This window comes from Streptomyces sp. NPDC036764 (genome assembly GCF_055609385.1).
In genome coordinates this window covers 46,053-70,163 of sequence record NZ_JBVJPT010000020.1, presented here as the reverse complement: position 1 = coordinate 70,163, position 24,111 = coordinate 46,053, and the positions used below count along the sequence as shown (strand labels likewise).

At 71.4% G+C, this 24,111-nt stretch carries 23 protein-coding genes; 6 read left to right on the top strand and 17 right to left on the bottom strand.

Annotated features, from left to right (window positions below; genetic code table 11):
* Positions 1-466: 466 nt before the first annotated feature.
* Positions 467-904, top strand: coding sequence for a hypothetical protein (locus ACZ69Q_RS42230; RefSeq protein ID WP_003974483.1), 438 nt, complete (start codon positions 467-469; stop codon positions 902-904).
* 191 nt (positions 905-1,095) lie between these two features.
* Here the strand turns inward: ACZ69Q_RS42230 and ACZ69Q_RS42225 are convergent, their stop codons facing one another.
* The gene (locus tag ACZ69Q_RS42225) at positions 1,096-2,223 is read right to left on the bottom strand and encodes an EamA family transporter (RefSeq protein ID WP_471053389.1); all 1,128 of its coding nucleotides are present in this window, start codon (positions 2,221-2,223) and stop codon (positions 1,096-1,098) included.
* A 94-nt stretch (positions 2,224-2,317) separates the two neighbouring features.
* Here ACZ69Q_RS42225 and ACZ69Q_RS42220 point away from each other — a divergent pair, with 94 nt between their 5' ends.
* On the top strand, positions 2,318-3,220 hold the full coding sequence (locus ACZ69Q_RS42220; protein WP_471053387.1) for a LysR family transcriptional regulator: 903 nt from the start codon (positions 2,318-2,320) through the stop codon (positions 3,218-3,220).
* Positions 3,221-3,333: 113 nt separating this feature from the next.
* Here ACZ69Q_RS42220 and ACZ69Q_RS42215 read toward each other — a convergent pair whose 3' ends face one another.
* On the bottom strand, positions 3,334-3,999 hold the full coding sequence (locus ACZ69Q_RS42215; protein WP_471053384.1) for a TetR/AcrR family transcriptional regulator: 666 nt from the start codon (positions 3,997-3,999) through the stop codon (positions 3,334-3,336).
* A gap of 146 nt (positions 4,000-4,145) precedes the next feature.
* Between ACZ69Q_RS42215 and ACZ69Q_RS42210 the strand changes: the two genes are divergently transcribed.
* Complete coding sequence (locus ACZ69Q_RS42210) at positions 4,146-5,648, top strand: MFS transporter (protein ID WP_471053381.1); 1,503 nt, start codon at positions 4,146-4,148, stop codon at positions 5,646-5,648.
* An 88-nt stretch (positions 5,649-5,736) separates the two neighbouring features.
* Here ACZ69Q_RS42210 and ACZ69Q_RS42205 read toward each other — a convergent pair whose 3' ends face one another.
* From ACZ69Q_RS42205 to ACZ69Q_RS42170, 8 genes are all read right to left on the bottom strand, one after another.
* Positions 5,737-6,357: a GOLPH3/VPS74 family protein gene (locus tag ACZ69Q_RS42205; RefSeq protein ID WP_471053378.1), complete on the bottom strand. Its 621-nt coding sequence runs from the start codon at positions 6,355-6,357 to the stop codon at positions 5,737-5,739.
* A 5-nt stretch (positions 6,358-6,362) separates the two neighbouring features.
* Positions 6,363-6,881, bottom strand: a complete 519-nt coding sequence (locus tag ACZ69Q_RS42200) for a flavin reductase family protein (RefSeq protein ID WP_471053375.1) — start codon at positions 6,879-6,881, stop codon at positions 6,363-6,365.
* A gap of 103 nt (positions 6,882-6,984) precedes the next feature.
* Positions 6,985-8,220, bottom strand: a complete 1,236-nt coding sequence (locus tag ACZ69Q_RS42195; RefSeq protein WP_471053373.1) for an ATP-grasp domain-containing protein — start codon at positions 8,218-8,220, stop codon at positions 6,985-6,987.
* A complete protein-coding gene (locus ACZ69Q_RS42190) occupies positions 8,217-8,474 on the bottom strand; it encodes an MbtH family NRPS accessory protein (RefSeq protein ID WP_471053370.1) in 258 nt (85 codons plus the stop codon). The genes ACZ69Q_RS42195 and ACZ69Q_RS42190 overlap by 4 nt, the downstream gene beginning before the upstream one ends.
* Positions 8,475-8,532: 58 nt before the next feature.
* The gene (locus ACZ69Q_RS42185; protein WP_471053368.1) at positions 8,533-9,708 is read right to left on the bottom strand and encodes a TauD/TfdA family dioxygenase; all 1,176 of its coding nucleotides are present in this window, start codon (positions 9,706-9,708) and stop codon (positions 8,533-8,535) included.
* A gap of 41 nt (positions 9,709-9,749) precedes the next feature.
* Positions 9,750-11,900, bottom strand: coding sequence for an amino acid adenylation domain-containing protein (locus ACZ69Q_RS42180; RefSeq protein ID WP_471053366.1), 2,151 nt, complete (start codon positions 11,898-11,900; stop codon positions 9,750-9,752).
* The gene (locus ACZ69Q_RS42175) at positions 11,897-12,703 is read right to left on the bottom strand and encodes an FkbM family methyltransferase (RefSeq protein ID WP_471053363.1); all 807 of its coding nucleotides are present in this window, start codon (positions 12,701-12,703) and stop codon (positions 11,897-11,899) included. Before ACZ69Q_RS42175 ends, ACZ69Q_RS42180 begins: the two co-directional genes overlap by 4 nt.
* The gene (locus tag ACZ69Q_RS42170) at positions 12,700-12,945 is read right to left on the bottom strand and encodes a phosphopantetheine-binding protein (RefSeq protein ID WP_471053360.1); all 246 of its coding nucleotides are present in this window, start codon (positions 12,943-12,945) and stop codon (positions 12,700-12,702) included. The genes ACZ69Q_RS42175 and ACZ69Q_RS42170 overlap by 4 nt, the downstream gene beginning before the upstream one ends.
* 230 nt (positions 12,946-13,175) lie before the next feature.
* Between ACZ69Q_RS42170 and ACZ69Q_RS42165 the strand changes: the two genes are divergently transcribed.
* Positions 13,176-14,723 (top strand): PqqD family protein, encoded by a 1,548-nt coding sequence (locus ACZ69Q_RS42165; RefSeq protein WP_471053356.1) that lies wholly within the window; start codon positions 13,176-13,178, stop codon positions 14,721-14,723.
* A gap of 4 nt (positions 14,724-14,727) precedes the next feature.
* Positions 14,728-15,483, top strand: a complete 756-nt coding sequence (locus ACZ69Q_RS42160) for a sulfite exporter TauE/SafE family protein (RefSeq protein WP_471053353.1) — start codon at positions 14,728-14,730, stop codon at positions 15,481-15,483.
* Between the two features lie 50 nt (positions 15,484-15,533).
* Here ACZ69Q_RS42160 and ACZ69Q_RS42155 read toward each other — a convergent pair whose 3' ends face one another.
* The 3 genes from ACZ69Q_RS42155 to ACZ69Q_RS42145 are packed head-to-tail and all read right to left on the bottom strand — an operon-like array spanning position 15,534 to position 19,095.
* On the bottom strand, positions 15,534-16,772 hold the full coding sequence (locus tag ACZ69Q_RS42155) for an ATP-grasp domain-containing protein (RefSeq protein WP_471053350.1): 1,239 nt from the start codon (positions 16,770-16,772) through the stop codon (positions 15,534-15,536).
* Complete coding sequence (locus tag ACZ69Q_RS42150) at positions 16,772-18,034, bottom strand: MFS transporter (RefSeq protein WP_471053347.1); 1,263 nt, start codon at positions 18,032-18,034, stop codon at positions 16,772-16,774. The genes ACZ69Q_RS42155 and ACZ69Q_RS42150 overlap by 1 nt, the downstream gene beginning before the upstream one ends.
* Positions 18,031-19,095, bottom strand: coding sequence for an LLM class flavin-dependent oxidoreductase (locus ACZ69Q_RS42145; protein WP_471053344.1), 1,065 nt, complete (start codon positions 19,093-19,095; stop codon positions 18,031-18,033). The genes ACZ69Q_RS42150 and ACZ69Q_RS42145 overlap by 4 nt, the downstream gene beginning before the upstream one ends.
* Positions 19,096-19,305: 210 nt before the next feature.
* Here ACZ69Q_RS42145 and ACZ69Q_RS42140 point away from each other — a divergent pair, with 210 nt between their 5' ends.
* Positions 19,306-20,055, top strand: a complete 750-nt coding sequence (locus ACZ69Q_RS42140; protein WP_471053341.1) for a thioesterase II family protein — start codon at positions 19,306-19,308, stop codon at positions 20,053-20,055.
* A 28-nt stretch (positions 20,056-20,083) separates the two neighbouring features.
* Here the strand turns inward: ACZ69Q_RS42140 and ACZ69Q_RS42135 are convergent, their stop codons facing one another.
* The 4 genes from ACZ69Q_RS42135 to ACZ69Q_RS42120 form a co-directional block, all read right to left on the bottom strand.
* Positions 20,084-20,248: a hypothetical protein gene (locus ACZ69Q_RS42135; protein ID WP_471053339.1), complete on the bottom strand. Its 165-nt coding sequence runs from the start codon at positions 20,246-20,248 to the stop codon at positions 20,084-20,086.
* Between the two features lie 252 nt (positions 20,249-20,500).
* On the bottom strand, positions 20,501-21,766 hold the full coding sequence (locus ACZ69Q_RS42130; protein WP_471053336.1) for an ArgE/DapE family deacylase: 1,266 nt from the start codon (positions 21,764-21,766) through the stop codon (positions 20,501-20,503).
* A 111-nt stretch (positions 21,767-21,877) separates the two neighbouring features.
* Complete coding sequence (locus ACZ69Q_RS42125) at positions 21,878-23,326, bottom strand: sensor histidine kinase (RefSeq protein WP_471053333.1); 1,449 nt, start codon at positions 23,324-23,326, stop codon at positions 21,878-21,880.
* Positions 23,327-24,049 carry a response regulator transcription factor gene (locus tag ACZ69Q_RS42120; protein WP_471053330.1) on the bottom strand — a complete coding sequence of 241 codons (723 nt, stop codon included), beginning with the start codon at positions 24,047-24,049 and terminating at the stop codon, positions 23,327-23,329.
* Positions 24,050-24,111 lie beyond the last annotated feature (62 nt).

Here is a 24,111-nt window from a genome sequence, read left to right as displayed (position 1 = left end):
GGCGCGGGGACCGGTCGCCCCGTCCCCTCGCACCCCCGGCGCCCCTCTCTCGCCCGCCGTCACCTCGCCGGGAATCTGCGAGACTGGACGTGATACACACAGCTCATGCGGGGCGTGGCGATCGGGGACTGAAAAGATCCCGCGGACAGGTGTTTCAGCGCACGTTTCGGCGGGCGGCCGCGGGGGAGGTCACTGACACGATGATCGGGTTGCGCGGCGGGGCCTGCGCGTCCTAGAAAAGCAGTCGGGTGGAGATATGCATCGCGGTGGCGGACTGGGCGAGGGGACTGATGACCTGGGTCCTCGACGTGCCCGGCGGGGAAGGCACCGGCGCGACGCGGAGGATTCGAACGAAGCACGCCAGGAACACGTAGTACCGGATATGCCGGGTGTACCGAATGAGTCAGAGCGGGCCGAGCGACGCAGTGATCGCGATCGGCTGAAGGTGAGCAGGAATGGTGGTCGGGTGGGGGTGACGTACAAGTACTTCGGCGCGCCGGACGGCGCCACCGCGGCTCGCGTCCCGATCTCCATGCGCCCCGAAGAGCTGGGCGGCGACGAGCTCGGCATGAACGGCATGTTCACCAAGATCAAGCCGGAGACCATGGCGGCGATGGTGCTGACGGGCATCGAGGGCGTGCCCCTGCACAAGGTGCCGCCGCTGGAGCTTGTCGTCCTGCACCCCGACTACGCGGTCGTCAAGCTGCCGATGACCGTCGTCGACCCGCTGCGGGGCATAGGAGAGGAAGCGGTCGGCGCGGCCGCGTTCATCTGGTCGACGGTGCCGGACCGGGGCGGGCCCCGGGACGCGTTCAACGTGTATCAACTGCTGCATGAGTGGCAGGACTTCAGCCATCGGCTGCATGAGGCGGGGCACCAGCCGTACTGCCTGGTGTGGCCCTGAGGCAGGCGTAAGCCGGTAAGCGGAGGCGGGCGGGGTTTTCGGACCCCGCCCTTTGTGTTGTGCCGGTGTCCTGGACACGGCGCATTTGAACGTGTTCAAATTGCGGTGTTCGGAGAGGGGAGCCGTACCGGAGCCGGGGAGGGCGCTTTGGGGTCGGGTGCGGGTTTCATCATCCTTGCGGTGTTCTTCTTCTACCTGCTCCTCATGGGACCGTTCTGCGTCCTCATCGGTTCGCGAACGTCCTCGGGCATGGGCTGGCTGATGTCAGTGCCCTTGATCTTTCTGCCCCTCGCCCTGTTGGTCGGCTTCCTGATTCCCTGAGCGGTCAGGGCTCGGTCCGTACGAACGCCGGCTTGAGGTGCTTCCGGCCCCCCACCTCCCGGAATCCCCCGCCCCCCACGCATCAGCACTCGCCACGCGCCCTTCGCAGACTCGAACTGCGCTGCCAGCAACGCGGCCAGGGCGAGGGTGAAGCCGAGGGACTGGGGCAGGCTGAGGGACTCGCCCAGGGTGATGCCGATGACGGTTGCGACCAGCGGGGAGAGGAGTACGAGTGGTGCCGACGCGCCCACCGACAGCTTTCCGATGCCGCGGAACCACAGCGTGTACGCGATCAGTCCGCCCACGCTGCCGAGCCACAGGTAACCGGCCGCCGCCCCGGCGTCGATCCGCGGCGGCAGCCCCTCGATCACGAGAGTGAGCGGGAGCAACAGCAGGCCGCCGACGGTCAGTTGCCAGCCGGCCAGGGCCAGGGGGCCGATGCCCGCGGGCCGCCCCCAGCGCTTGGTGAGGACGGTGCCGCAGGCCATGGCGGTCGTACCGCCGAGACCGGCGAGCACCCCGACGGCGTCCAGCCGGGCCTGAGGGCCGAGCACGACGAGTCCGACCCCGGCCACGCCGAGCACGCCCCAGGTCCATCTCCAGACCGTCGCCCGTACGTGGAGCAGCGCGATGGCGAGCCCGGCGACCAGCAGGGGCTGGGCGGCGCCGAGGGTGGCGGCGACACCGCCGGGGAGCCGTTCGGCGGCCAGGAACAGCAGCGGGAACAGGGCGCCGATGTTGAGCGCGCCGAGGACGCCGGCCTTCCACCACCAGTCGCCGCGCGGCAGCACGCGGGTGATCGCCAGGGCGAGCAGTCCGGCGGGCAGGGCGCGTACGAGCCCGGCGAACATCGGATGCCCGGACGGGAGGAGTTCGGTGGTCACGGCGTAGGTGGTGCCCCAGGCCGCGGGAGCGAGGGCGGTCAGTGCGACGGTTGCCATCGGGTGCGCGCGGGAGATCCGCGGCCGGCCCGATGACCGCTCGGTCGAGGGAAGCATGAGAAGCAGTCTCCGCAGCCCGGGCTCATGACTCCAACTCATGGTTTTCATCGCAGCCATGAATGCTGACCATGGGTGCTGAATACTGGGATCCGTGGATCTCCAGCAGATGCGCTACGTCGTCGCCGTGGCCGAAACCCGTAACTTCACGCGCGCGGCGGAGCGCTGCTTCGTGGTGCAGTCGTCCCTCAGCCATCGGATCGCCGGCCTGGAACGGGAGCTCGGGGTCAAGCTGTTCGCCCGCTCCAGCCGCCGCGTCGAACCGACCAGCGCCGGGGTGGCGTTCGTGGCCGCGGCGCGCGAGTGCCTGGCCGCCGCCGACCGCGCGGTCGCCGATGCCGCCGCCGCGACCGGGGTCGTACGGGGCAGGCTCGCCGTCGGCGTGATCGTGACCACGGCCGCGGTGGACGTACCGGACCTCCTTCAGCGGTATCGCGCGCGGTACCCGGACGTGCGTGTCGTGCTGCGTTCCGGACGCAGCGACGAGCTGGCCGCGGCGGTGCGGGACGGGGAGCTGGACATCGCCTTCCTCGGGCTTCCGGAGGGCGAACGGCCGTCCGGCGTGGAGACCCTCGTCCTCGATCACGACGAGCACGCCCTGATCGTGCCGGCCGGGCATCGGCTGGCGGGCGCGGCCCAGGTCACGCTGGAGGAGATCGCCGAGGAGACCTTCGTGGACTTCGCGGCCGGCACACCCGCCCGCGCCCAGTCCGACCGCGCCTTCGCCGCCGCGGGGCTGGTCCGCGACGTCGCCTACGAGGCCGGTGTCGTCGAGCTGATCTCCCGGCTGGTCGCACGCGGGCTCGGCATCGCGCTGCTGCCGTCGGCGTACGTCCGTCCGCTGGCCGCCGACGATCCCGAACTGGCGCTGGTCCGCGTGCTCGACGGGCCGCATCGCCTGGAGTACCTGGTGTGGAGCCGCTTCAACCCCAGCCCGGCGACCCGGGCGATGCTCGACGTCCTCGGCGTCGGACCGCACTCGGCGACGGCGTCGTGACCCGGGGTCGGGAGATCCATGACCAGGACGTCGGGCCGCACTCGGCGGCGGCGTGCTGACTCGGGGTCAGGTGGTCCCCGGCCGCGCGCCGGAGGCGTGTCCTCGGCCCGGCTTCAGGCTCTCGGCACCGGCCCCTTCGCCAGCAGCCCGTTGACCACCAGTGCCGCCAGCGTCTCGGCGGTGGCCGTGAGCTGCTCGGGCGAGGCGGGCTCGGGCCGGCCCAGACGGCGGGCCAGCGGCACCTCCACCATGCCGGAGACGGGCGGGATGACGGCGAAGAACAGGACGTCCATCGGCACGGGTGCCATGCGCCCGTCGGCCACGAGCCGTTCGATGCTGGGCGCCAGGGTCTGGAGCGTGGGGGCGATGTAGCGCTCGTAGAGATAGTCCAACCGCTCGGTCTCCCGGTTGAGTTCCTCGACGAAAAGCCGTCCGACCAGCGGCGTGTCCACCGCGCTGCGGTAGAAGCCGGTGATGATCAGCCGCAGCCGTTCGGCGTCGTCGACCGAGTCGTCCACCTGGGGCATACGCGCCAACTGCCCGCCCAGGGCGTGGTCGACGACCGCGCGCCAGAAGGCCGCCTTGGACCCGTAGCGGTCGTTGATGAAGTTGTGGCTGACGCCGAGACGGCGGGCCAGCTCCCGCGCGGAGGCGTGGTCGTACCCCAGCTCCGCGAAGGCCTCCAGACCGCGTCGCAGGATGCTCTCCTCCTCCGGCACCGCGGGCGTGTCCGCTCCGGGGCGTCCCGGCCTGCGGGCGGACTCGGCTCGTGCACCCACTGCTGCCTCCCTCTCTGCGCGGCCCCGAACCCCAGGGGCCGTCCACACCTTACTTGACACCTGTCAGACGAGAGCTAATCTGACACTCGTCAGGCAAATCTGACAACCGTCAGACCTTGTCAGAACCCTCGAAGCGGAGCCTCGTCATGCCCCGGACCCCCACCGACACCCCCGTCGACACCGCACCCCTCCCGCCCGCCACGGCCCCGCCCCGCCATCGCTGGTGGATCCTCGCCGTCATCGGTGTCGCCCAGCTCATGGTCGTGCTGGACGGCACGATCGTGAACATCGCCCTGCCGTCCGCGCAGCGGGACCTGGGCTTCTCGGACGGTGACCGGCAGTGGGTCGTCACCGCCTACGCCCTGGCCTTCGGCAGCCTGCTGCTGCTCGGCGGCCGGATCGCCGACCTCTTCGGCCGCAAGATGACCTTCCTCGTCGGCCTGGTCGGCTTCGCCGGGGCCTCCGCGCTCGGCGGCGCCGCGAACAGCTTCGAGATGCTGGTCGCCGCACGTGCCGTACAGGGCCTGTTCGGTGCCCTGCTGGCACCCGCCGCCCTGTCACTGCTGACGACGACCTTCACCGACACCAAGGAACGCGCCAAGGCCTTCGGCGTGTACGGCGCCATCGCCGGCGCCGGCGGAGCGATAGGCCTGCTGCTCGGCGGACTGCTCACCGAGCACCTCGACTGGCGCTGGACCCTCTACGTCAACCTGCTCTTCGCCGCCGTCGCCTTCGTCGGAGGCGCGGTGCTGCTGCGTCGTACCACCCGGGACAGGTCCGCCACGCTCGACGTGCCCGGCGCGATCCTGGTCGGCGGCGGCCTGTTCGGCCTGGTCTACGGCTTCTCCAACGCCGAGACGCACGACTGGGACTCGCCGGCCACCTGGGGCTTCCTGGCCGCCGGAGTCGTACTGCTTGCGGCGTTCACCTGGTGGCAGACGCGTTCGAGCCACCCGCTGCTGCCCCTGCGCGTGCTGCTCGACCGCAACCGCGGCGCGTCCTTCGTCTCGGTGCTGATCAGCGGCGCCGGCATGTTCGGGGTCTTCCTCTTCCTGACGTACTACCTCCAGCAGAGCCTCGGCTACACGCCGGTGAACACCGGGCTGGCCTTCCTGCCCATGACCGTCGCGCTCATGATCAGCGCCACTCTCGCGTCCAGCGTGCTGGTCCCCCGGCTCGGCCCCAGGCCGATCGTCCCGCTGGGCATGGGCCTGGCCGCGGCCGGCATGGTCTGGATGACCGCCCTCGACCTGAACAGCGGCTACGCCGCCGACGTGCTGCCCCCGCTGCTCGCCGCCGGATTCGGACTCGGACTGGTCATCGCGCCCGCCATGGGGCTGGCGACCGCCGGGGTGGACGCCAAGGACTCCGGGGTCGCCTCGGCCACCGTCAACGCCATGCAGCAGGTCGGCGGCTCGATCGGCACGGCCCTGCTGAACACGCTGGCCACCGGTGCCGCCACCGACTACCTGGCCGGACGGGACCCCAGGGACCCCGCCGTGCAGGCGCAGGCCGGACTGGACGCCTACTCCACCGCCTACTGGTGGTCGGCGGTGTTCTTCGCCGTCGGCCTGGTCGTGAGCGTCGTCCTCTACCGACGGGGCGCACCGGCCACGGATCCCGACGCGGCGCCGGTCGTCCACATGTGAGCGTCCACAGGTGTACGTCCCCTTGCGAGCTGCCCCCTCGCAGGGCTGCAACCCGGCCGCTCCACCCCGCACCCAAACAGCCGGGGCGTCACGCCAGAGCCGGTGGGATGCGGGAGATGGCCAGGGTCAGGGACAGTTCGCTGGCGACGGCCGGGATCGGGGCGGGGCAGGCCGACCAGTCGGTGCGGGGCAGGGCGAGGGGTGCGCAGAGGTTCGCGGCGGACAGGAGCGCCGCCGCGGCGCCCACCCGTCCCGTGGGTGCGCCGGCCGCCGCCCGGCGGATCGCCTCGCGTGCCCGTGCCGCCCGGGCCGGGTCCGACGGGACGCGTTCGGTCGTCGGGAGGATGCCCCATCTCCTCACGTGCCGCTCCGACAGGGCGCCGTTGTGCAGGAGCCGGCTCAGGGTGAGGTCCAGGACCGTGTCGCCCTGGCGGTGCAGCCACCAGTGGGCGCGGTGTGCGCGGCGGGTCAGCAGGAGCCGTTCCAGTACGGCGTCCGAGACCGGGTCCGGGGCCCTCGTCGCGTCCCGGGCGTACACGGCCCCGGAGGGATCCACCACCACCCGCCCCGCCCGCGCCAGTTCCGTCAGGACCGCCGCCGCGAGGACGTAGCCCAGTTCACGGGACCAGTCGCGTACGCCCGTCCCGCCCCATCCGTCGTACGCCGCGAGCAGGATCTCCTCGTGCAGTGCCCAGTCGGCGGCGAGCACCCGGCTCAGCCTCCCGCGCCGGTGCCCACGCCCACCGGGGCGACCGGCCAGGCGTGATAGTCGCCCTTGCCGTACAGCAGCGGCTCGCGCGGGAAGACCGCGCTGCCCTCGACCTGGCCGACGATGATCCGGTGGTCGCCCGCGGTCAGGGTCTGCACCACCCGGCACTCCGCGTAGGCCAGTACGACGTCCGTGAGGATCGGGGCCCCGCCCGCCTTGCGCGAGGGCTCCCACGCCACCCGGTCGAACTTGTCCTGCGCCTTGCCCGCGAAGATCCTGGACGCCTCCTCCCCGGGCGCCGCGAGGACGTTCGCCACGAAACCCCGGCCGGCCAGGATCGCGGGCAGGGTCTGGGAGTTCTCGTCCACGCAGATCAGCAGCAGGGGCGGGGCGGCCGACACCGCGCACGTGGTCGTGCAGGTGAATCCGCGCGGGCGGCCGTCCGCGCCGGTCGCGGTGATGATCGCCACCTGCGCCGGGAAGGAGCCGAACAACTCACGGAAGCTCTCCGGGCTCACGGGCATAAGGCCTGCCTCCTCACAACGGATCCCGCCGGTCCCGACGGTCCCACCGACCTCACCAACCCCGCCGATCCCGCCGTTCCTACCGGTCCCACCGATCCCGCCCTCAAAGCAGCTCCCGCTCGACATCGCGCAGCATCTTGTAGCTGCTCTCGATCTCCTCCGGGTCCCGGTGCACCAGGAACACCACGCCCGGCGAGGAGTTGAGGTCGACGGTCGGGCGGGTCATGGATCCGTCGGCCTTGCGGAAGCGGACGCTCTCGAAGGCGGGGAGCTGTTCCAGGGCCGCCCGCAGTGCGTGCGTCGGCAGGGGCACCTCGCGGTGGGCGAGGAGGTTGACGCAGCGCGCCGACTCGTGGCGGACGTAGCGCCGGGGGCGGGAGTGCAGCGCCGTCGCCCGCGAGGTGTGGCTGTCGAGTGTCAGGGTGACCTGGTCCGCGCCGGTGCAGCGTTGGAGGGCGGGCGGGTTGGCGAGGCCGGAGAGGCGGGCGCCGGTCTCCAGCAGGCGGGGCCCGTGCGGGGTGAGGATGAGCTCGGTGTGGGCCGGGCCGTGGGCGATGCCGAGGCCGTCGAGCACCCGGCCGACGTAGCCGAGGATGCCGTCGAGCACGGGCGCGTCCGGCGGCAGCAGGTCCTCGTGGTCGTATACGAGCCTTTTACCGGAGGTGACCTGTTTGCGGCTGATCCACGCGTCGGTGAACCAGTGCTCGCCGTCCCTGCTCACGCTGTTGACGACGTACTCGTCACCGGCGAGGTGCTCCTGGATCAGCACCGCCTCGTTGGCGCACAGCATCAGGTTGGTCTTGCCGAGGGCCGCCCGCACGGCCGCGGCCACCTCTTCCTCGGTGTCGCAGGTGTACACGTCCTCGGAGCCGGCGCTGTCCAGCGGTTTGACGACCACGCGCTCCAGACCTTGTGCGCGGCGCCAGTTCAGCAGTTCGCCGAGCTCGCTGCCGCGCCACTGGCGCGGGGTGGGCACCCCGGCGGCCGCGAGCACCTCCATCATGCGGGACTTGTCGCGCCGGGCCGTCGACAGCGCGGGGTCGTTCCCGCGCAGTCCGAGGCGAGCCGCGAGTTCGTCGGCGACCTCCACGCCGAACTCGCTGGCGGCGATCACGGCCACCGGTTCCTGCGCCCGCAGTCGGGCGAGCACCTCCTCGGCCCGGCCCGGATACGTGAGGTCCTGCGCGAAGAGCTCGGTGGGCAGACTCGCGGCGAAGGTCTCCGGCAGTTCCGCGCGCGAACGCACATGCACCAGGCGGTGGTCGGTGGCGGCGGCGCGGGCCAGCATGGCGCCCGTGGTGAGGGCGTCCACCAGGACCAGCGTGGGGCGGGCGCTCACCGCGGGTCCTGCGGGGCGAGCCGGGGCCGGGTCCGCAGTCCGGTCCAGCGCTCCTCGATCAGGTCCAGGCACTCCTGCCGGCTGCCGGGGTCCGAAGCGGTGCGCCAGCCCGCGGGCACCGGGCGGCCGGGCCACCACAGGGAGTGCCGGCCCTCGTCGTTGACGACCACGACGAACGCCTCCACCGCGTCCCCCGCGCCGGCCCCGGCCCTGTTCACGTCGTTCCCGTCGACGTCCACGTCTGCTGTCGTCACGCTGCTGTTCTCCATGTGCCGTCCGTCGGTTGTCGGTGGCCCGCTCAGACCGGCCCGCTCAGACCAGCACCGGACCGTTGCCCGCCCGGTGCGCCCGGGTGAGGCGGTTGTCCAGGTGGACGAAGATGCGGTGCAGCCAGCGGTCCCGGCCGTCGTAGCGGGGGACGAAGTTGGTACGGCCGTGCAGGACCAGGCGGTTGTCGACGAAGACCAGCTCGCCGGGGCGCAGCACCACCGACTCGGAGGCGTCCGTCATGGTCTCGCGCAGCCGGAGCAGGGCGCCGGCGGCCTCCTCGTCGAGGGCGACGGTGGCGTTGAAGTCCACGCGGATGTCGGGGTCCTCGGGGCTGCCGACGAGGACCGGGTGGGGCTCGGTGCGCTCGGCGGAGCGGAAGGACGGCGGTGCCTCGGTCACGAAGCGGGGAGCTTCGAGGATCTTGCGGTCGGCCTCGTCGATCAGGCCGAGGACCCGGCGGACCGAGCAGATCTGGGTGCCGGCCGTCCCCTCGTGGTCGGAGCGCAGGCACAACAGGCCGACGTAGTGCGGCCGGTGCGAATGGAAGGCGTTCTCGATGTGGAACTCCAGCGGTACGGAGCCGCCGTTGCTCTGGGAGGCGGCGAGCGAGGGCACCGGCACGACGTTCTGCACCAGCGCCCCGTACTTCTCGTCCCGGTAGGCGATGACCTCGCCGAGCTGCTGCCCGATCAGCATCGCGACGGCGGACGGCACGGTGGCGGCCCGCTCGACCGAGTCCGGCACGGCGGGTGTGTCGGGCAGCAGATCGGCCTCGACGGGCAGGCCGGCCAGGCACAGCATGCCGTCGGGACCGGCGTCGCTGCGGTACTGCCGGATGCGCTCCAGCAGCCGCACGGGCAGCCGGCAGCTCAGCCGGCGTGCCTCGGCCACCCACGCGTGCTCGTCGACCAGGCCCGCGGCGACCCGGGTGAGCTGCTCGGCCAGCTCGCGCACCGCGGCGCGCTCGTCGCCGGTGAGCTCCAGCCGGAACGGAACCGCGCTCTCGGCACCGGGGAGGGACTCGGCCCCCTCCTGGAGTCCGGCCGCGTCATGGACCTCCACCCCGTACGGGGACGCAGCCCTCTCGTGGACCTCCACCCCGTACCGGGACTCGGCCCCCTCATGGACCTCCACCCCGTACCGGGACTCGGCCCCCTCCTGGAGTCCGGCCGTGTCGCGGGGCGACCCCGACTCGGCCGATATGTCAGCGATGGACACGTTGTTCGCCTCTCGTGAGGTACGGACGGGACACGCCGGGGTCAGAGCAGGCTCTGCAGCACGCGGGTGTCGACCTTTCCGTTGGTCGTCAGCGGCACCTGGTCGATGGCGACGAAGTGCGCGGGAAGCATGTAGGCGGGCAGCACGGCCGCCAGGTGGGCCCTCAGTGCGGTGGCGTCCATCGGCCGCGCCTCGGCGGGGATCACATAGGCCGCGAGGGAGCGGGAGCGGACCGGGCCGACCGCGATGACGACGGCCTCCGCGACGTCCGCGTGCTCGCGCAACCGGGCCTGGATCTCGCCGAGTTCGACCCGGAACCCACGGATCTTGACCTGGTGGTCCACCCGGCCGAGGAACTCCAGCGAACCGTCGGCCCGCCATCGCGCCCGGTCGCCGGTGCGGTACAGACAGGCGCCGGGGGCGCCGTACGGGTCGGGCAGGAACCTTTCGGCGGTCAGGCCGGGACGGTCCAGGTAGCCGCGGGCCACGCCCGTGCCGCCGATGTAGACCTCGCCGGGGACGCCCACGGGCACGGGTTCGAGCCGGTCGGTCAGGACGTACATGGTGGTGTTGGGAATGGGCGCGCCCAGCGGGACGAGCTCCGTCGCGGGCGGCTCGGTGAGGGTCTCCCCGGAGTTGCCGACGGTGATCTCGGTCGGCCCGTACTCGGTGGCGACCGGGGTACCGCCGGGTCCGGCGAACTCCAGCCAGCGCCCGGCCAGTTCGCTGGTGAACGCGTCGCCGGCGGCGATGACGAGACCGGCGAGCGAGTGGATCTCCTCGGGGGTCAGGTCGTAGCTCAGCAGATCGAGATGGCCGGGGGTCATCTTGATGAAGCTGTACGGCGCCCCCGCCACGAGTTCGTCGCCGAGGTCGGCGGTGTCCAGCGGGTCGGGCAGCAGATGGACGGGCTGTCCGGTCAGCAGGGGGGCGAACAGGCTGGGCATGCCCAGGTCGAAGGAGATCGACGAGAACACCGGGGATCCGCCGGTGCCGCGGGCCGCGTAGGTCTCGGCCGTCCACAGCAGGTAGTTGGCGAGCCCGGCGTGCTCCACCATCACGCCCTTGGGGTTGCCGGTGGAGCCCGAGGTGTAGATGACGTAGGCGAGGGAGCGCGGATCCGTCGTGCGGTCGAGCGGTGTCGCGGACAGCGCCTCGATCGACTCGCGTTCCCGGTCGAGGAGGACGGCGTCGCCGCCGGTGAGCGGTTCCAGGGCCGGCAGATGGGCGGACTCGGTGAGCACCAGCTCGCATCCGGCGGCGTCGATCATGTGCCGCAGCCGCTCGGCGGGCAGGGCCGGATCGAGCGGGAGGTAGCCGGCGCCGGACTTCCACACGCCGAGCAGCGCGGGCAGCAGGTCGGCGGTGCGGCGCAGGCAGACGCCGACCAGGGCGTCGGGGCGGGCGCCGAGCGCGGTCAGCCGGCGGGCTATGCGGTTGGCCCGCTCGTCCAGTTCCCGGTACGTCGTCTCGGTGCCGGCGACATTGACGGCCGTCGCGTCGGGCGTCGTGCGGGCCTGTGCCTCGATCAGCTCGACCACGGTGGTGGCGCCCCGGTCCGGTTTCGCCCCGGTGCTCCAGTCGCCGAGCACCGCTCGGCGCTCGTCCGGGTCGAGCCGGGCGGCGAGCGCGTCACCGTCGGGGTCGGCCGCCATGGCCAGCAGGACCTCGCGGTACATCGCGGAGAGGCGGGCGAGGTACGGCGAGGCGAGGACGGCGGTGAACGTCAGCCGACGTTCGTCCGCATGGACCAGCAGGCCGTACCCGGGCCGTTCGACGCTCGCCCCACTCTCACCGCCGGCCTCCGCCCCGGCGGTGAACAGCGCGCGTTCGCCGTACGTCACCTCGTCGGTGGCCGCGGCCACCGTCCGCTCCGCCTTGGCGACGCGTAACACCAGCTCCTGCCAGGTGGCCGCCGCCCGGACCACGGTGATGTGCCGCACCCCGGAGCCGTCCGCCACTTCGGCGCACCGCTCGTCCGCCTCGCCCAGCATGCCGAGCACCTTGATGTGGGCGGCCAGCAGCACGGTCGGCAGGTCGGTGCCGCAGATCCCGGCGAGCGCGACCAGCCCGTCGGCGAGGTCGGCGTGTTCGACGACGGCCGACCCGGGAGCCGGGTCGGATCCGGGCGCCGGGCGCCACGCGGTGGGCAGGGCGAACACCGTGGCGCCGCTCGCGCCTGCCCGGGTCATGGCGTGACTCCGGCCGGACGGGAGGCGAAGACGGTGTAGACGCTCGTGCCGCGGTACTCCGCGGGCTGCTCGACCACGGTGTCCATGCCGTGCTCGGCGAACAGCTTGGTGACCTCGGCCAGTTCGCCGTTGTCGTCCTCGACCTCGACGGCGGCCTGGCCGATGCGGGCCCACAGCGCGTCGCCGATGCCCTGAAGGACCTTCACCTCGAAGCCCTCGACGTCGATCTTCAGGAAGTCGATGCGGTCGATGCCGAGGCCGGCGGCCACCGTCTCCAGCCGGTCGATCCGGCAGGACACCCGCTCCACCGTGTCGAAGCGCTCGCCGATCAGCTCGTCCGCCTCTTCCAGCAGCAAATCCCGGCGCTCTTCGTCGAGTGTTTCCGCGATGTTCCCGATGTACGACTTGACCAACGCCCGGTCGACTTCCGGATCGGCGTCGAAGCCCGACATCATCGAGTACTGCGGGTAAAAGGTCAGCTCACGGGTTTGGGCGGTGTCTCCGAGGGCCATGTTGAAGACGGAGACGTTCGGCACGCCACCGGCGTTCTTCTGCAATGCGTCGAAGGTGCGCGGCACCGGCTCGAAGGAGAAGATCCGGGCTTCCGGGAACTTCGCCGCCATGAACAGCGCGAACATTCCTATGTTGGCGCCGACATCAAAGACGACGGGCCGTTCCGGGAAACCGAAACCGTCGATCGGCGTATAAACCTCGTCTTCGAAGATTTCCTTGTACAGATACTCGGTCTCATTGCGGTTCAGCCCGTGCACGGTCAGACCGTTGGGGAGTTCCTGCCGGGTCACCTGGCATCATCCCTGGTCAGGCTGGTCGCCAACAAGGACGGCGTCGGGTTTCTGAACACCGCCGAGCTGCGGAAAGTGATCCCCCGCTTTCGAGCGGCCGCGACGACATCCACCACCTTCAACGAGTCGCCACCAAGGTCGAAGAAGTTGTCATCAGGACCTACGTCGACACCGAACAACCCCCTCCAGATGTCTCGAATCTCCAGCTCGATCTCTGCGCCTGAGAGGCCATTCTCGATCACGCCACGGACGGTAGCACGCACTTAACGCATCGGAAAAGGTTCGATCTCGGATCATGAGACAACCGAAGGTGGGAGTCCGTTTTTACCGCGTCTCAATCCTTTTCTTGTGGTGGACATTCCGAGTCACCCCTGCGCTATCCTCCGGCGAGTTGCATTGGGGGATGCCCGGGACGCGTGGATCGCGTACTGAATTTGGAAATTCCCCCTTCCGTTTGTGAGGGGATCCGACATTGTCCACCCAGACCACCGAAACCACCGGGCCCGGCCGGCCGGCCCCGCAGGACGTCGTCGAGCTGCGCCGGACGACCCTTGAGGAGCTGCGGCACTGGATGTCCTCGGGCCACTGGGACGAGGTGGAACGCTGCGTCCCCAAACTCCGCGCCCAGCTCGAGGAACTGGGCCCGCTCCCGGAGCGGGTCGTCATGGTCGCCTACGGCGGCGGCAAGGACAGCGCGTACACCACCGCCTTCGTCCGGGCCATGCAACTGCGGCTGCTGGAGGAGGCGGGTGAGACGTTCCGGCTGCGCGTGGTCACCATGCGCCACGCCGGAATGCCCGTCGCCGTCATGCACAACATCGACCGCACCTACGCCGCGCTCCGACTGGAACCGGACCCGGACTGCGAGCAACTGCTCGTCGACGGGGACGAAATCTCGCCATTCCATGTCGACCTGCCGCAGCGCGACCACGTCATCGCCCGCAACCGCCTCGACATCCTGGTCACCGGCCACCGCACCCTCGGCGACGGCCGCCCGACCTTCTGCAACGCCTGCAACCTCAGCGCGGCCCACGCCTTCGGCCTCGGCGCCTCCCACGACGGCGGCGTGGACGTCATCATCACCGGCGACTCCCCCTACGAGCAGCGCACCTACCTGGTGTGGATCCACCGCCTCGCCGAGCGCATGGGCGTCGCCCCCGAGGGCGAGGACCGGGCCGGTTTCCGCGGGGTCCTCAAGGCCACGGACAACATCGGACGCGCCTACTTCAGCGACATCTACGGCGCCGGGGCGAGCGGTCTCATCCACGAGCGCCGGGTCCACCACGACACACCCGACCAGCTCCGCTTCTTCTCGATCTACGACGACACCGCCTACGCCTCCGGCGACCACTGGGACCTGCTGACGGACTTCCTCGGCTTCCGCTTCGACGAACTCGCCTTCAGCTTCTCCGAGTCCGACTGCGGCAACCCGGCACTGATGGCCCACATCCGCGGCCTGAAGTGCGAGCGCGTCTACGGCCGCTCCTACGCGGAGGGGCTGGAGGAGTACGTGAACTTCGGCAAGCAGCTCATGCGGAAGAAGGAGTTCCCCGACCACCTGATCGAGCTGATCGGTTCCCGGTACGACGGTGAGGGCGCCGTCGAGCGGATGCGCGCCGGCATGGACACCTACGCGCAGGACTGCTTCGGGATCACCGAGGAGCAGCTCGTCTGCATGGTCCACTCGCCCTTCACCGACGGCGGCGCCGGTCTGGCCGGCTACGTCAAGGCCGAACAGCCCGAGCTGCTGGAGCGGGTGGACGCCATGGTCACGCTGCTCACCTCCGACGCGGACCCGACGGATGACGAGGCGGCCCTCGTGGCCGAGCTGGAACGGTTCAGCGGACTGCCCCTGGCCCAGCTCCGCGTTCTGGCGGCCCGGACCACGCGCTCCATGACCGGCATGGGACAGTCGGGGGTCGTGGACCTGATTCTCGACGGCGATCCCCACAAGCAGCGCATCGCGACCCGGCACACGCCCGAGGGTCCCGTCGTCGACGAGCTGATATCCGGAAGGTAAGTCGTTGAACTTCGTGGAAGCCGTCGCCATCGGGGCCGCGAGCGTGGCCGCGGGCGCCATCAACGCCGTGGTGGGGTCCGGCACGCTCATCACCTTTCCGACTCTGGTGGCCTGCGGCTTTCCACCGGTTCTGGCCAACGTGACCAACAACATCGGGCTCGTCCCGGGGGTGCTCAGCGCCGCCTACGGCTATCGCCGTGAGCTGCGCGGGCAGCGGCGCCGGCTGCTGCGGTTCGGCGCCGCGTCCCTGATCGGCGGTCTCACCGGAGCCCTGCTCCTGCTCCAGCTCGACTCCGCCGCCTTCGACACCGTGGTCCCGGTGCTGATCCTCGCCGCGTGCGCCCTGGTGCTGCTCCAGCCCCGGCTGAACGCCTGGCTGCGCAAGCGGCCCGAGCGCGCCGGCGCGGACGGCGGGGTGCCGCTGTGGTGCGGGGTGCTGGGCACCGGCGTGTACGGCGGCTACTTCGGCGCGGCCCAAGGGGTGCTGCTCATGGGCCTGTTCGGCAGCTTCCTGCGGGACGACCTCCAGCGGCTGAACGCGGCGAAGAACGTGCTGGCCGCCATCGTCAACGGTGCCGCCGCGGTGGTGTTCGTGGCGGTCGCCGACGTCGACTGGGCGGCCGCCGCGGTGATCGCGGCCGGTTCGACGGTCGGCGGTCTGCTCGGGGCCAAGGTGGGCCGCAGGCTGCCGGCGATGGCGTTGCGCGTCGTGATCGTCGTCGTCGGGGTCACCGCGGCGACGGTCATGATCGCCACGTGAGCCGCCGGTGGGCGCCGCTCGCGTGAGGGGCGCTCACCGGCCGGCCCCGCTCATGGCTTTTCCACCTCGAACTCGAAGGTCTCGATGATGCGGTGGATGTCGTCCGTGACCCTCTGCTGGTCCTCGTGGAGCAGGATGAACCGGCCGCTGTGCAGGGCGTCGTAGCTGCCGCCCGGCTCCAGGACCTCCCCCGGCCGGGGCACGAGTTCGCGCCAGATCGTCTCGAACCGCTCCTTCATCGGGGACGCCCTGCGCACCCGCAGCGGCAGCCCGGCCGGCTTGGGCAGCACGAGCCAGCCGCCGCTCGGGTCGCCCGACTTGGGCGGCAGCTCGACGCTCTCGCCGGACAGGGCGCGCAGCCATGCCTCGTACAGGTTGACCCCGAAGAGCCTGTTCACCAGGTGCGGCACCTCGCTGCCGCCGACCCGGCCGCCCACTTCCAGGAAGACCAGCTCACCGTTTTCGGTGACGAACAGCTCCAGGTGGAAGGGCGTGTCGTACATCCCGAGGACGGCGATGCACTCACGGGTGAAGTCCTCGATGCGCGTGCGCAGATCGCTCTCGCGCAGCACCACCGAGCCAAGCGGCGAGCCGGACCCGAAGGCGAGGCAGTCGTTGACGTACACGGACGCGACCTGGAAGGGGACCTCGCAGCGCGCGTCGGCGAAGCCGTCGACGTGGTGGATGGTGCCGGTGACGAACTCCTCGATCTCGTACCGGGTCAGGTCGAGCGTGGGCACGATCTCCCGCAGCGCGGCCTCGTCGTCGACGCGGTGGACGCCGATGCTCGCGGCGCCGTCGACCGGCTTGAGGATCACCGGGTAGCCGGTGGAGCCGGCGAAGGCGACGCAACCCTCCAGGTCGGTGCAGGACGCGAAGCGCGGTACCCGTACCCCCGCCTCGGCCAGCACCTCCTTCATGCGGACCTTGTCGCGGTACACGGCCACCTGCTCGGGTGTGGGCCCGGGGATGCCGAGGTCGACCCGCACCCGGGCGGCGATCTCCAGGGTGAACTCGGACAGGGCGATGAGCTGGTCGACGGGCCCGGCCTTGTCGGTCACCTCCTGGACCGCCGAGCGCAGCGCGTCGAAGTCGTTGACGTCCTCGACCTGCACGAAGTGCGCGATGCGGGAGGGGTCGACGAGGACGCCCTCGGCGCCGAGGGCGTCGACGACGTAGCTCACCCGGTGCTTGTCGTGGTCGATGAACTCCTCGTACCGCGTGAGCTCGTTGTCCCAGCGGATCCCGTCCGAGAAGCGGGGCCAGCGATTGACCAGGACGATATGCATCAGTGCACCTCTGTTGTCTGGGGTACGTCCGGGGAGGCCGCGTCCCGCGGGGCGAGCACCTGGCGGAAGCTGCGCATGACCAGCGGCAGCAGGACGGCCCCGAACACGCTGAGCACCACGGCGAGCACGGTCACCAGGTCCTGGGGCTCGATCGCCTCGCCGGCGGTGCCCACCAGGAGTCCGGCCATCGGGTAGGAGAGCAGGTTGAGCAGGTAGAAGGGGCCCATGACCTTGCCCAGGTGCTCCTGCGGGATGACCTTGATCCGCTGGGTGCGGTTGAAGACGTTGTAGTACGCCACTCCGGTCATTCCCGCGACGAAGGCGGTGCCGTAGACGGCGAACGAGGACGCGGTGCCGGCGACGAGCAGCGCGGCGCACAGGGCGGTGAACCCGATGACGCCGAGGACGTGCACGTCGAGCTTGCGCAGCAGCAGCGGGATGACCAGCAGATTGCCCAGGCCCACGATGCCGACGAAGGTGTTGAGCAAGCCGTAGGACGACTCGGAGGCGCCGAACACCCCGGTGACCAGGGCGGCGTTGGCGCTGAGCACGGTGGCGAAGACCAGGTTGATGGCGAAGTTGAGCACGGCCAGCAGCCGGACCGGGCGGTTGCGGATCAGCAGTCTCCAGCCGAGCCCGAGTTCACCGAGGATCTCCCGGGCGCCGCCGCCGTTCCCGGGCTGCCACTTCTGCCGGGGCAGCGGCAGCCAGCAGGAGGCGGCGAGCAGGAAGGCGGCCGCCGCGAGGCCGAGCAGCCACACCTTGCCGAGGACCAGTACGGCGACGGCGGCGAGGGCGGGCCCGAGGGCCATCGCCAGCAGCTCCATGTTCTGCACCAGCGACTGCGTGGTCGCCAGTTTCTCGCCCCGGGCCACCTGCGGAACCATCTTCTCGACGGACATCCGCACGGGCGCCGCCAGGATCGACAGCAGTGCGCCGTTGGTCATCAGGGCGGCCGTGGTCCAGCCCGGCTCGGCAAGGACCACCACGACGACGAGGCCGAGGACGGCGGCGCGGCCCACGGAGACCCGGGAGAACAGCCGGGCTCCTCCGTCCCGGTCGGCGATCAGCCCCGCGAAGGGGTAGGCCAGCAGCCCGGGAAGCCATTCCAGGGCGAACGCGAAGCCGAGCGTCGAGACGTCGCCGGTGTCCTGGAAGATGAGCAACGGCACGGCGAACAGCACCACTTGCTCCGCGATCAGCCCGAGCAGGACCCCGGCGGCGAACAGCCCCCGGTGCAGGCTCTCCACGCGCGCCGTCATGCCGGTCCGGCGGTGCGCTCGTGCTCCCGGATGAGGGGCAGTACGTGGGTGTAGAAGATCCGCATCTCGTCCCGGGTGGGCCAGCCGGAGAAGATGAACTCGCTGACGCCGGCGGCCTGGTACTCGTACAGGTAGGCCGCGACCTCCTCGTAGCTGCCGACGACGCAGAGCGCGGGGCCGCCGCGGTAGGCGACGGCGCCGGAGTAGAGGTAGGGGGACAGCCAGTCGTCCTGGGCCTTCTCGGCCAGGCGGAAGGAGTTCTTCACCGCCTCGGAGTCGGAGGCGGCGACGAAGCTGCTGACCCAGGCGCGGTGGTCCTCGTCGGGGTCGCGCATCATCTCCGCGAGGTCGCTCAGCGCCTCCTCGCGGGTCGGGCGGGCCAGGACGTGCATGCGGATGCCGGCCCGGCATCCGTTGGCGAGCACGGGCGCGGTGGCACGCGCGATGCCCTCCGGGGTGTCGCCGTAGCGCAGCCAGACGTCACCGAAGTCGACGGCGGTCTTCTGCGCGGGGGCGGAGGCGCCGCTGATATAGATCGTGGGGCGGCCGCCGCCTTTGTATCCCAGTCCGAGCTGGGCTTCCTCGATCCGATAGTGCGCGCCCCGGTGGGAAAGCGGATTCTCGCCTTCCCAGAAGCGGTGCAGCACGCTCAGGAACTCATTGGATCGGGCATAGCGGTCGTCGTGAGCCAGGAAGTCGCCGTAGTACGCCTGCTCGGCGGGGGATATTCCGGCCACCAGATTCAGCGATATCCGGCCGTCGGACATCCAGGAAATGGTGTTCACGACCTGAGTGAAGAGCGTCGGGGACAAAAGGCCCGGACGATAGGCGAGAATGAATTTGACGCGTTCCGTCTCGCGCACCAGGGCGCCGATCATCGGAAGCGGGTCGGGCATGTGGTAGCTGATGCCCATGAGCAGGGAGTCGACGCCGAGTTGCTCGGCCTCCTGCGCGAAGTCGACGATCCCGTCGAAGTCAAGCTCCCCCGACCGATATTTTTCGGTCGCCTTCTGCTGCCCACTGTCCAGCGGTGAACACCAGTGGAACTTCAGCTCCGCCATGCTGGTTCCCCGTTCGTGAATACGAGGTCACCCCTACCCGATCAAGGCCAAACCGGGCATTCGCTCCCCCGTGCGACTCATATTCCTTGTGGACACTGACACGTGCCCGCCTGGGCAGTCAAGATCGATCCATATTCTGGTATGTGCGCCGGAGGGGCCGATCGGCGGTTACCGTGGCTTGTTCAAGGGCGAGGAAAGGATGTCTGAAAAGTGCTCCACTCCACCCGCTGGCTAAAGCGTTACCGCCCCGCGGCAACACCCCGCCTCCGGCTGTTCTGCCTCCCGCACGGCGGCGGCACCGCCGCCTTCTTCCGGGGCTGGGCCGAAGTGCTGCCCGAGGAGGTGGAGCCGGTGGCGGTGCAGTACCCGGGCCGGCAGGACCGCCTCGCCGAGCCCTGTGTCACGGACATGGACTTGCTCGCGGACGCCGTCGCCGACGCCCTCACCGCGCTGCTGGACACACCGTTCGCCCTGTTCGGCCACAGCATGGGAGCCACCGTCGGCTACGAGGTCACGCGCCGTCTGGAGGACCGGGGAACGCCCCCGCTGCGGCTGTTCGCCTCGGGTCAGGCCACCCCCTTCACGGAGCGGACCGGCCGCCGACTGCACCACGAGGACGACGCCACGATGCTCGCGGGCGTGCGCGGGCTGGGCGGAGCGTACGAGACGCTGGCCGACGACCCCGACCTGCTGGAGGTCGTCCTGCCCTCCCTGCGCGCCGACCTGCGCCTGATGGAGACCTACCGCCCCACGCCCGGCGCCCGGATCAACACCCCGGTGACCGCCTACGCGGGCGAGGGGGACCCCGGCGTCACCGTGGCGCAGGCGGCGGCCTGGCGCGAGACGACCACCGGCGACTTCGCCCTGCGCACCTTCCCGGGCGGCCACTTCTTCCTGACAGAACATCAGCAAGAGCTGCTGACCGACGTCCTCGGCAGCCTTTCGGCCACCCGCACCTGACCAGCACGATCTCAGGGCGCCCCGTCGGTCACCTGTCCCGCGGCACGCGCTCGGCGATGTTCCCGAGCGCGGTCGCGGTCAGCGCCTCGGCCGTGGCGCACTCATTCTCGGCCGGCTGCTGCCCCCGTACGGTCATCCGGAACATCCCCACCGTCCGGTCTCCCACGGAGTTGGTGTACGTACGGTGCGGCACGTCCACCACCGCAGGCCCAGTCGGCGAACCCGTGGTCCGACGGCCCGATCCGCAGATCCGGCACCCGGCGCGGCGCGGCGTCGTCGAGCAGGGCACAGGCGTCCAGGCGGGCCGGCCTTCAGCGTCAACACGGTCATGGAGTGTGCGGAGCCGGGATCCGGCAGTGACCGCTTTCGCCGGACTTCATACGCACGAGCGCAGGGCCCTCCCCGGACGGCATGCCGTACCCCTCAGGACGGCATGCGGTACCCCTCACTTGACGCCGGCCGTCCGCAGCACCGTCACCGCCAACGTCCGTGCCACCTGGACCACTTCGGCGACCGCGACCTGTTCCCGCGCACTGTGCGCCACCCGGATGTCCCCCGGCCCGTACTGCAACGTCGGGATCCCCGCCGCGGCGTACAGCCGCAGATCGCTGCCGTACGGCGCCCCGCACTCGCGCGGGTCCGCGGCTCCCCCGGCGTCGGCGTGGGCGCCGCGTATCAGCTCCGGCAGCGGATGCCCCTCGGGCAGCCGGCCGCTGGCGAACTGCCCGCCCGGCCAGGTCACCGTCGCCGGGTGGTCGCGCAGCCACGGGTCGGCGGCGCACGCCTCGGCTACGCACTGCTCGAAAGCGGCCCGCGCCGTTGCCGGGTCCTCGCCGAGCCGTACGCCCAGCCGTCCCTCGGCGAGAAGCAGATCGGGCACGCTGCTCGCCCAGTCCCCGGCGCGGACGGTGCCCACCGACAGGGCGTAGGGGATGGGGTGCCCGGCCATCAGCGGGTGGGCGTCCCGGTTGCGCTCGGTCTCCAGTCGGGCCAGCGCCCCGTGCAGCGGCACATACGCGTCGATCGCGCTGACGCCCTGGTCGCGTGCGCTGCCGTGGGCCGCCTTGCCGGGTACGGCGATCCGGAAGGTCAGCGCGCCCGCGTTGGCGGTGACGAGGGCGCCGCCCGTCGGCTCGGTGATGACGCAGACGTCGCCGCGGTGGCCGCGCCGCAGGGTGCCGAAGGCGCCTAGGCCGCCGTCCTCCTCCCCGACCACGAAGTGCACGCCGACCCGCCCGCGCAGCCGCACCCCGGCGGCCCGTATCGCGGCGAGCGCGGCGAGGTGGGCGGTCAGCCCGCCCTTCATGTCGCAGGCGCCGCGCCCGTGCACGACGTCCCCGACGACCCTCGGCACGAACGGATCGCCTTCCCACGCGTCCGGGTCCCCAGGCGGTACGACGTCCACATGGCCCTGCATGACGAAGGTGGGCCCGTCCCCGCCGTCCTCGGTGACCGCGACCAGCCCCCAAGCCTCCTCGCGGTCGGCCTCCGTCCCCGGGAACTCCGGGTCCGCGCGCAGCGCGTCCAGGTCCATGGACCACAGGTCGACGTCGAGGCCGAGCCGCTGCAGCTTCCCGGCCAGCAGATGCTGGAGCTCCGACTCGGCCGCGCTGCCGGTCACGCTCGGCACGGAGATCAGCTCCAGCAGCGTCCGCGCGATCCCGGCCTCGTCGATCTGCGCCAGTACGGCGCTCTCCACATCACTCAGCACGATGACGTTCCTCCCCTTTGCCGCCGGGCCCGACGCACGGCCCGCCCGACCAGATGGTGGCCCATCGCGGGAAGGTACGAGACAGCGCGGGCCTGCGGCGGAACCGGCCCGTCAGCCGGAGCCGCCCACCGTGAACCCGATCGTCGTCCCGCCGCCCTCCCGCCGGAACGCGAACGGCGCCCCGCCGTGCGCCAGCGCCACCTCCCGCACGATCGAAAGACCCAGCCCGGACCCCGGCAGGGAACGCGCGTCGGCGGCACGGTAGAAGCGGTCGAAGACCCGGATCAGGTCGTCCTCGGCGATCCCGGGCCCCCGGTCCAGGACCTCGACACGGACCGCTCCGGGACGGGCCGGCCCGGCGACGCTGATCTCGATCGGCGCGGTTCCGTCACGGTCGAACTTCGCCGCGTTCTCGACGAGGTTGGTCACCGCCCGCTGGAGCATCCCCGGCCGGCCCTCCGTGGTGGTCTCGCCGCTCGCCCGGACCAGGATCCGCCGTCCCGTACGCCGCCGTGCGAGGCCCGCGACGTCCTCGGCGATGTCGGCGAGGTCCACCCGCTGGGCCGGCTCGGCGTCGGACTGCCCGGCCGCCAGGTCGACCAACTCGTTGACCAGGTCGGTCAGTTCACGTGCCTCCTGGCCCAGGTCGGCCACCAGCTCGTCGCGGGTGTCGGGCGGGAGCTCGTCGATGCGGCGCAGCAGGGAGATGTTCGTGCGCAGCGAGGTCAGCGGTGTGCGCAGCTCGTGGCCCGCGTCCTGCACCAGCCGCCGCTGGTCCTCCTCCGACTGCGCCAGCCGCCCCAGCATGCGGTCGAAGGCCCGGCCGAGGCGGCCGACCTCGTCGTAGCCGGTGACGGGCACCTGGATGCCGAGCTGCCGGGTGCGCGCGACGTCCTCGGCCGCGTCGGTGAGGACGACCAGGCGGCGGGTGATGCGCCGGGCCAGCCACCAGCCGAAGAGCCCCGCGAGCGTCACCACGGCCGCCATCAGCAGCAGCGTCCGCTGCTGCAGCGCCCGCAGCAGGTCCTCGGTGTCGCTGAACTCCTGGGCGATCTGCACGGCGCCCCGGCCGCCGCCGAGCGCGACGGTGGCGACGCGGTAGACGTCGCTGCCGACGTCGACGTCCTTGTGCTGGACCATCCGCCCGGCCGCCGCGTCGGCCGCGATCCGCCGGTCGGTGGCCGTGACCGGCAGCCCCGGGCGCCCGGGGTCGACGACGGCGCCGTCCGGGCCCAGCACCTGCACGTCGGTACGGGCGGGCCGGACGAGATCGTGGCCGGGCGCGGAGGAGGAGAAGTCGTCCGGCCGCATCGGCCGCTGGGTCACCTCGGCGCGCAGGTCCTGCACGACCTCGTCGAACACGGATTCCTGGTCCACCCGCACCAGCCGGGCGGCGGCCGTGTACGACAGCAGCCCGACCAGGACGGTGACGACGGCGGTCACGGCCGCGAAGGACACCGCGAAGGTGGAACGCAGCGAGACGAGCCCGGTCCGCCGCCGTCCGTTCAGCAGCCGTGCGGCGACGATCCTGGCAAGCCGACGGCGGGCGGGGCCGCCCACTCAGTCCTCCCGCAGTACGTAACCCACCCCGCGGACCGTGTGGATGAGCTGCGGGACGCCCGGCTCGTCGAGCTTGCGGCGCAGGTAGCCGACGTAGACGGCGAGGTTCTTGGAGCCGGGGCCGAAGTCGTAGCCCCAGATGCGGTCGTAGATGGTGGCGTGGTCGAGGACGATGCCGGCGTTGCGCACGAGCAGCTCCAGCAGCTCGAACTCGGTCCGCGTCAGCTCCAGCTCCCGCGGGCCCCGCCAGGCCCGGCGCGCCTGCGGGTCCATCCGCAGGCCGGCCGCCTCGATCAGCCGGCCGGTGGGCCCGGGGGCCGGCTTCGGGGGTGCGTCGACCGGGGCGCCGTTCGCCTCGCTGGTGCGGCGCAGCAGGGCGCGCAGCCGGGCGAAGACCTCCTCGACGTCGAAGGGCTTGACCACATAGTCGTCGGCGCCCGCGTCCAGGCCCGCGATGCGGTCCTGGGTCTCCACGAGCGCCGTCAGCATCAGGATCGGGGTGCGGTCGCCCTCGGCGCGCAGCACCCGGCAGACCTGGAGCCCGTCTATGCCGGGCATCATCACGTCCAGCACGAGCACGTCGGGCGGCGTGCGGTGGGCCTGCGCCAGCGCCTCGACGCCGTCGGCGACCGCGGTGACCTGATAGCCCTCCAGGGTCAGCGCGCGCTCCAGGGCGTGGCGGATGGCGCGGTCGTCTTCGGCGAGGAGAACAGTCTGGGACACCCGTTCAGTCTGCCAAGGCCGACGGCGGTTCGGCCGGGTGAGCGAGCTTACGATCACCCTTC

Coding starts and splice junctions, on each gene's coding strand:
- ACZ69Q_RS42225 (WP_471053389.1), bottom strand. CDS start 2,223: ATGCTTCCCTCGACCGAGCGGTCATCGGGCCGGCCGCGGATCTCCCGC.
- ACZ69Q_RS42210 (WP_471053381.1), top strand. CDS start 4,146: ATGCCCCGGACCCCCACCGACACCCCCGTCGACACCGCACCCCTCCCG.
- ACZ69Q_RS42200 (WP_471053375.1), bottom strand. CDS start 6,881: ATGCCCGTGAGCCCGGAGAGCTTCCGTGAGTTGTTCGGCTCCTTCCCG.
- ACZ69Q_RS42180 (WP_471053366.1), bottom strand. CDS start 11,900: ATGACCCGGGCAGGCGCGAGCGGCGCCACGGTGTTCGCCCTGCCCACC.
- ACZ69Q_RS42155 (WP_471053350.1), bottom strand. CDS start 16,772: ATGCATATCGTCCTGGTCAATCGCTGGCCCCGCTTCTCGGACGGGATC.
- ACZ69Q_RS42150 (WP_471053347.1), bottom strand. CDS start 18,034: ATGACGGCGCGCGTGGAGAGCCTGCACCGGGGGCTGTTCGCCGCCGGG.
- ACZ69Q_RS42145 (WP_471053344.1), bottom strand. CDS start 19,095: ATGGCGGAGCTGAAGTTCCACTGGTGTTCACCGCTGGACAGTGGGCAG.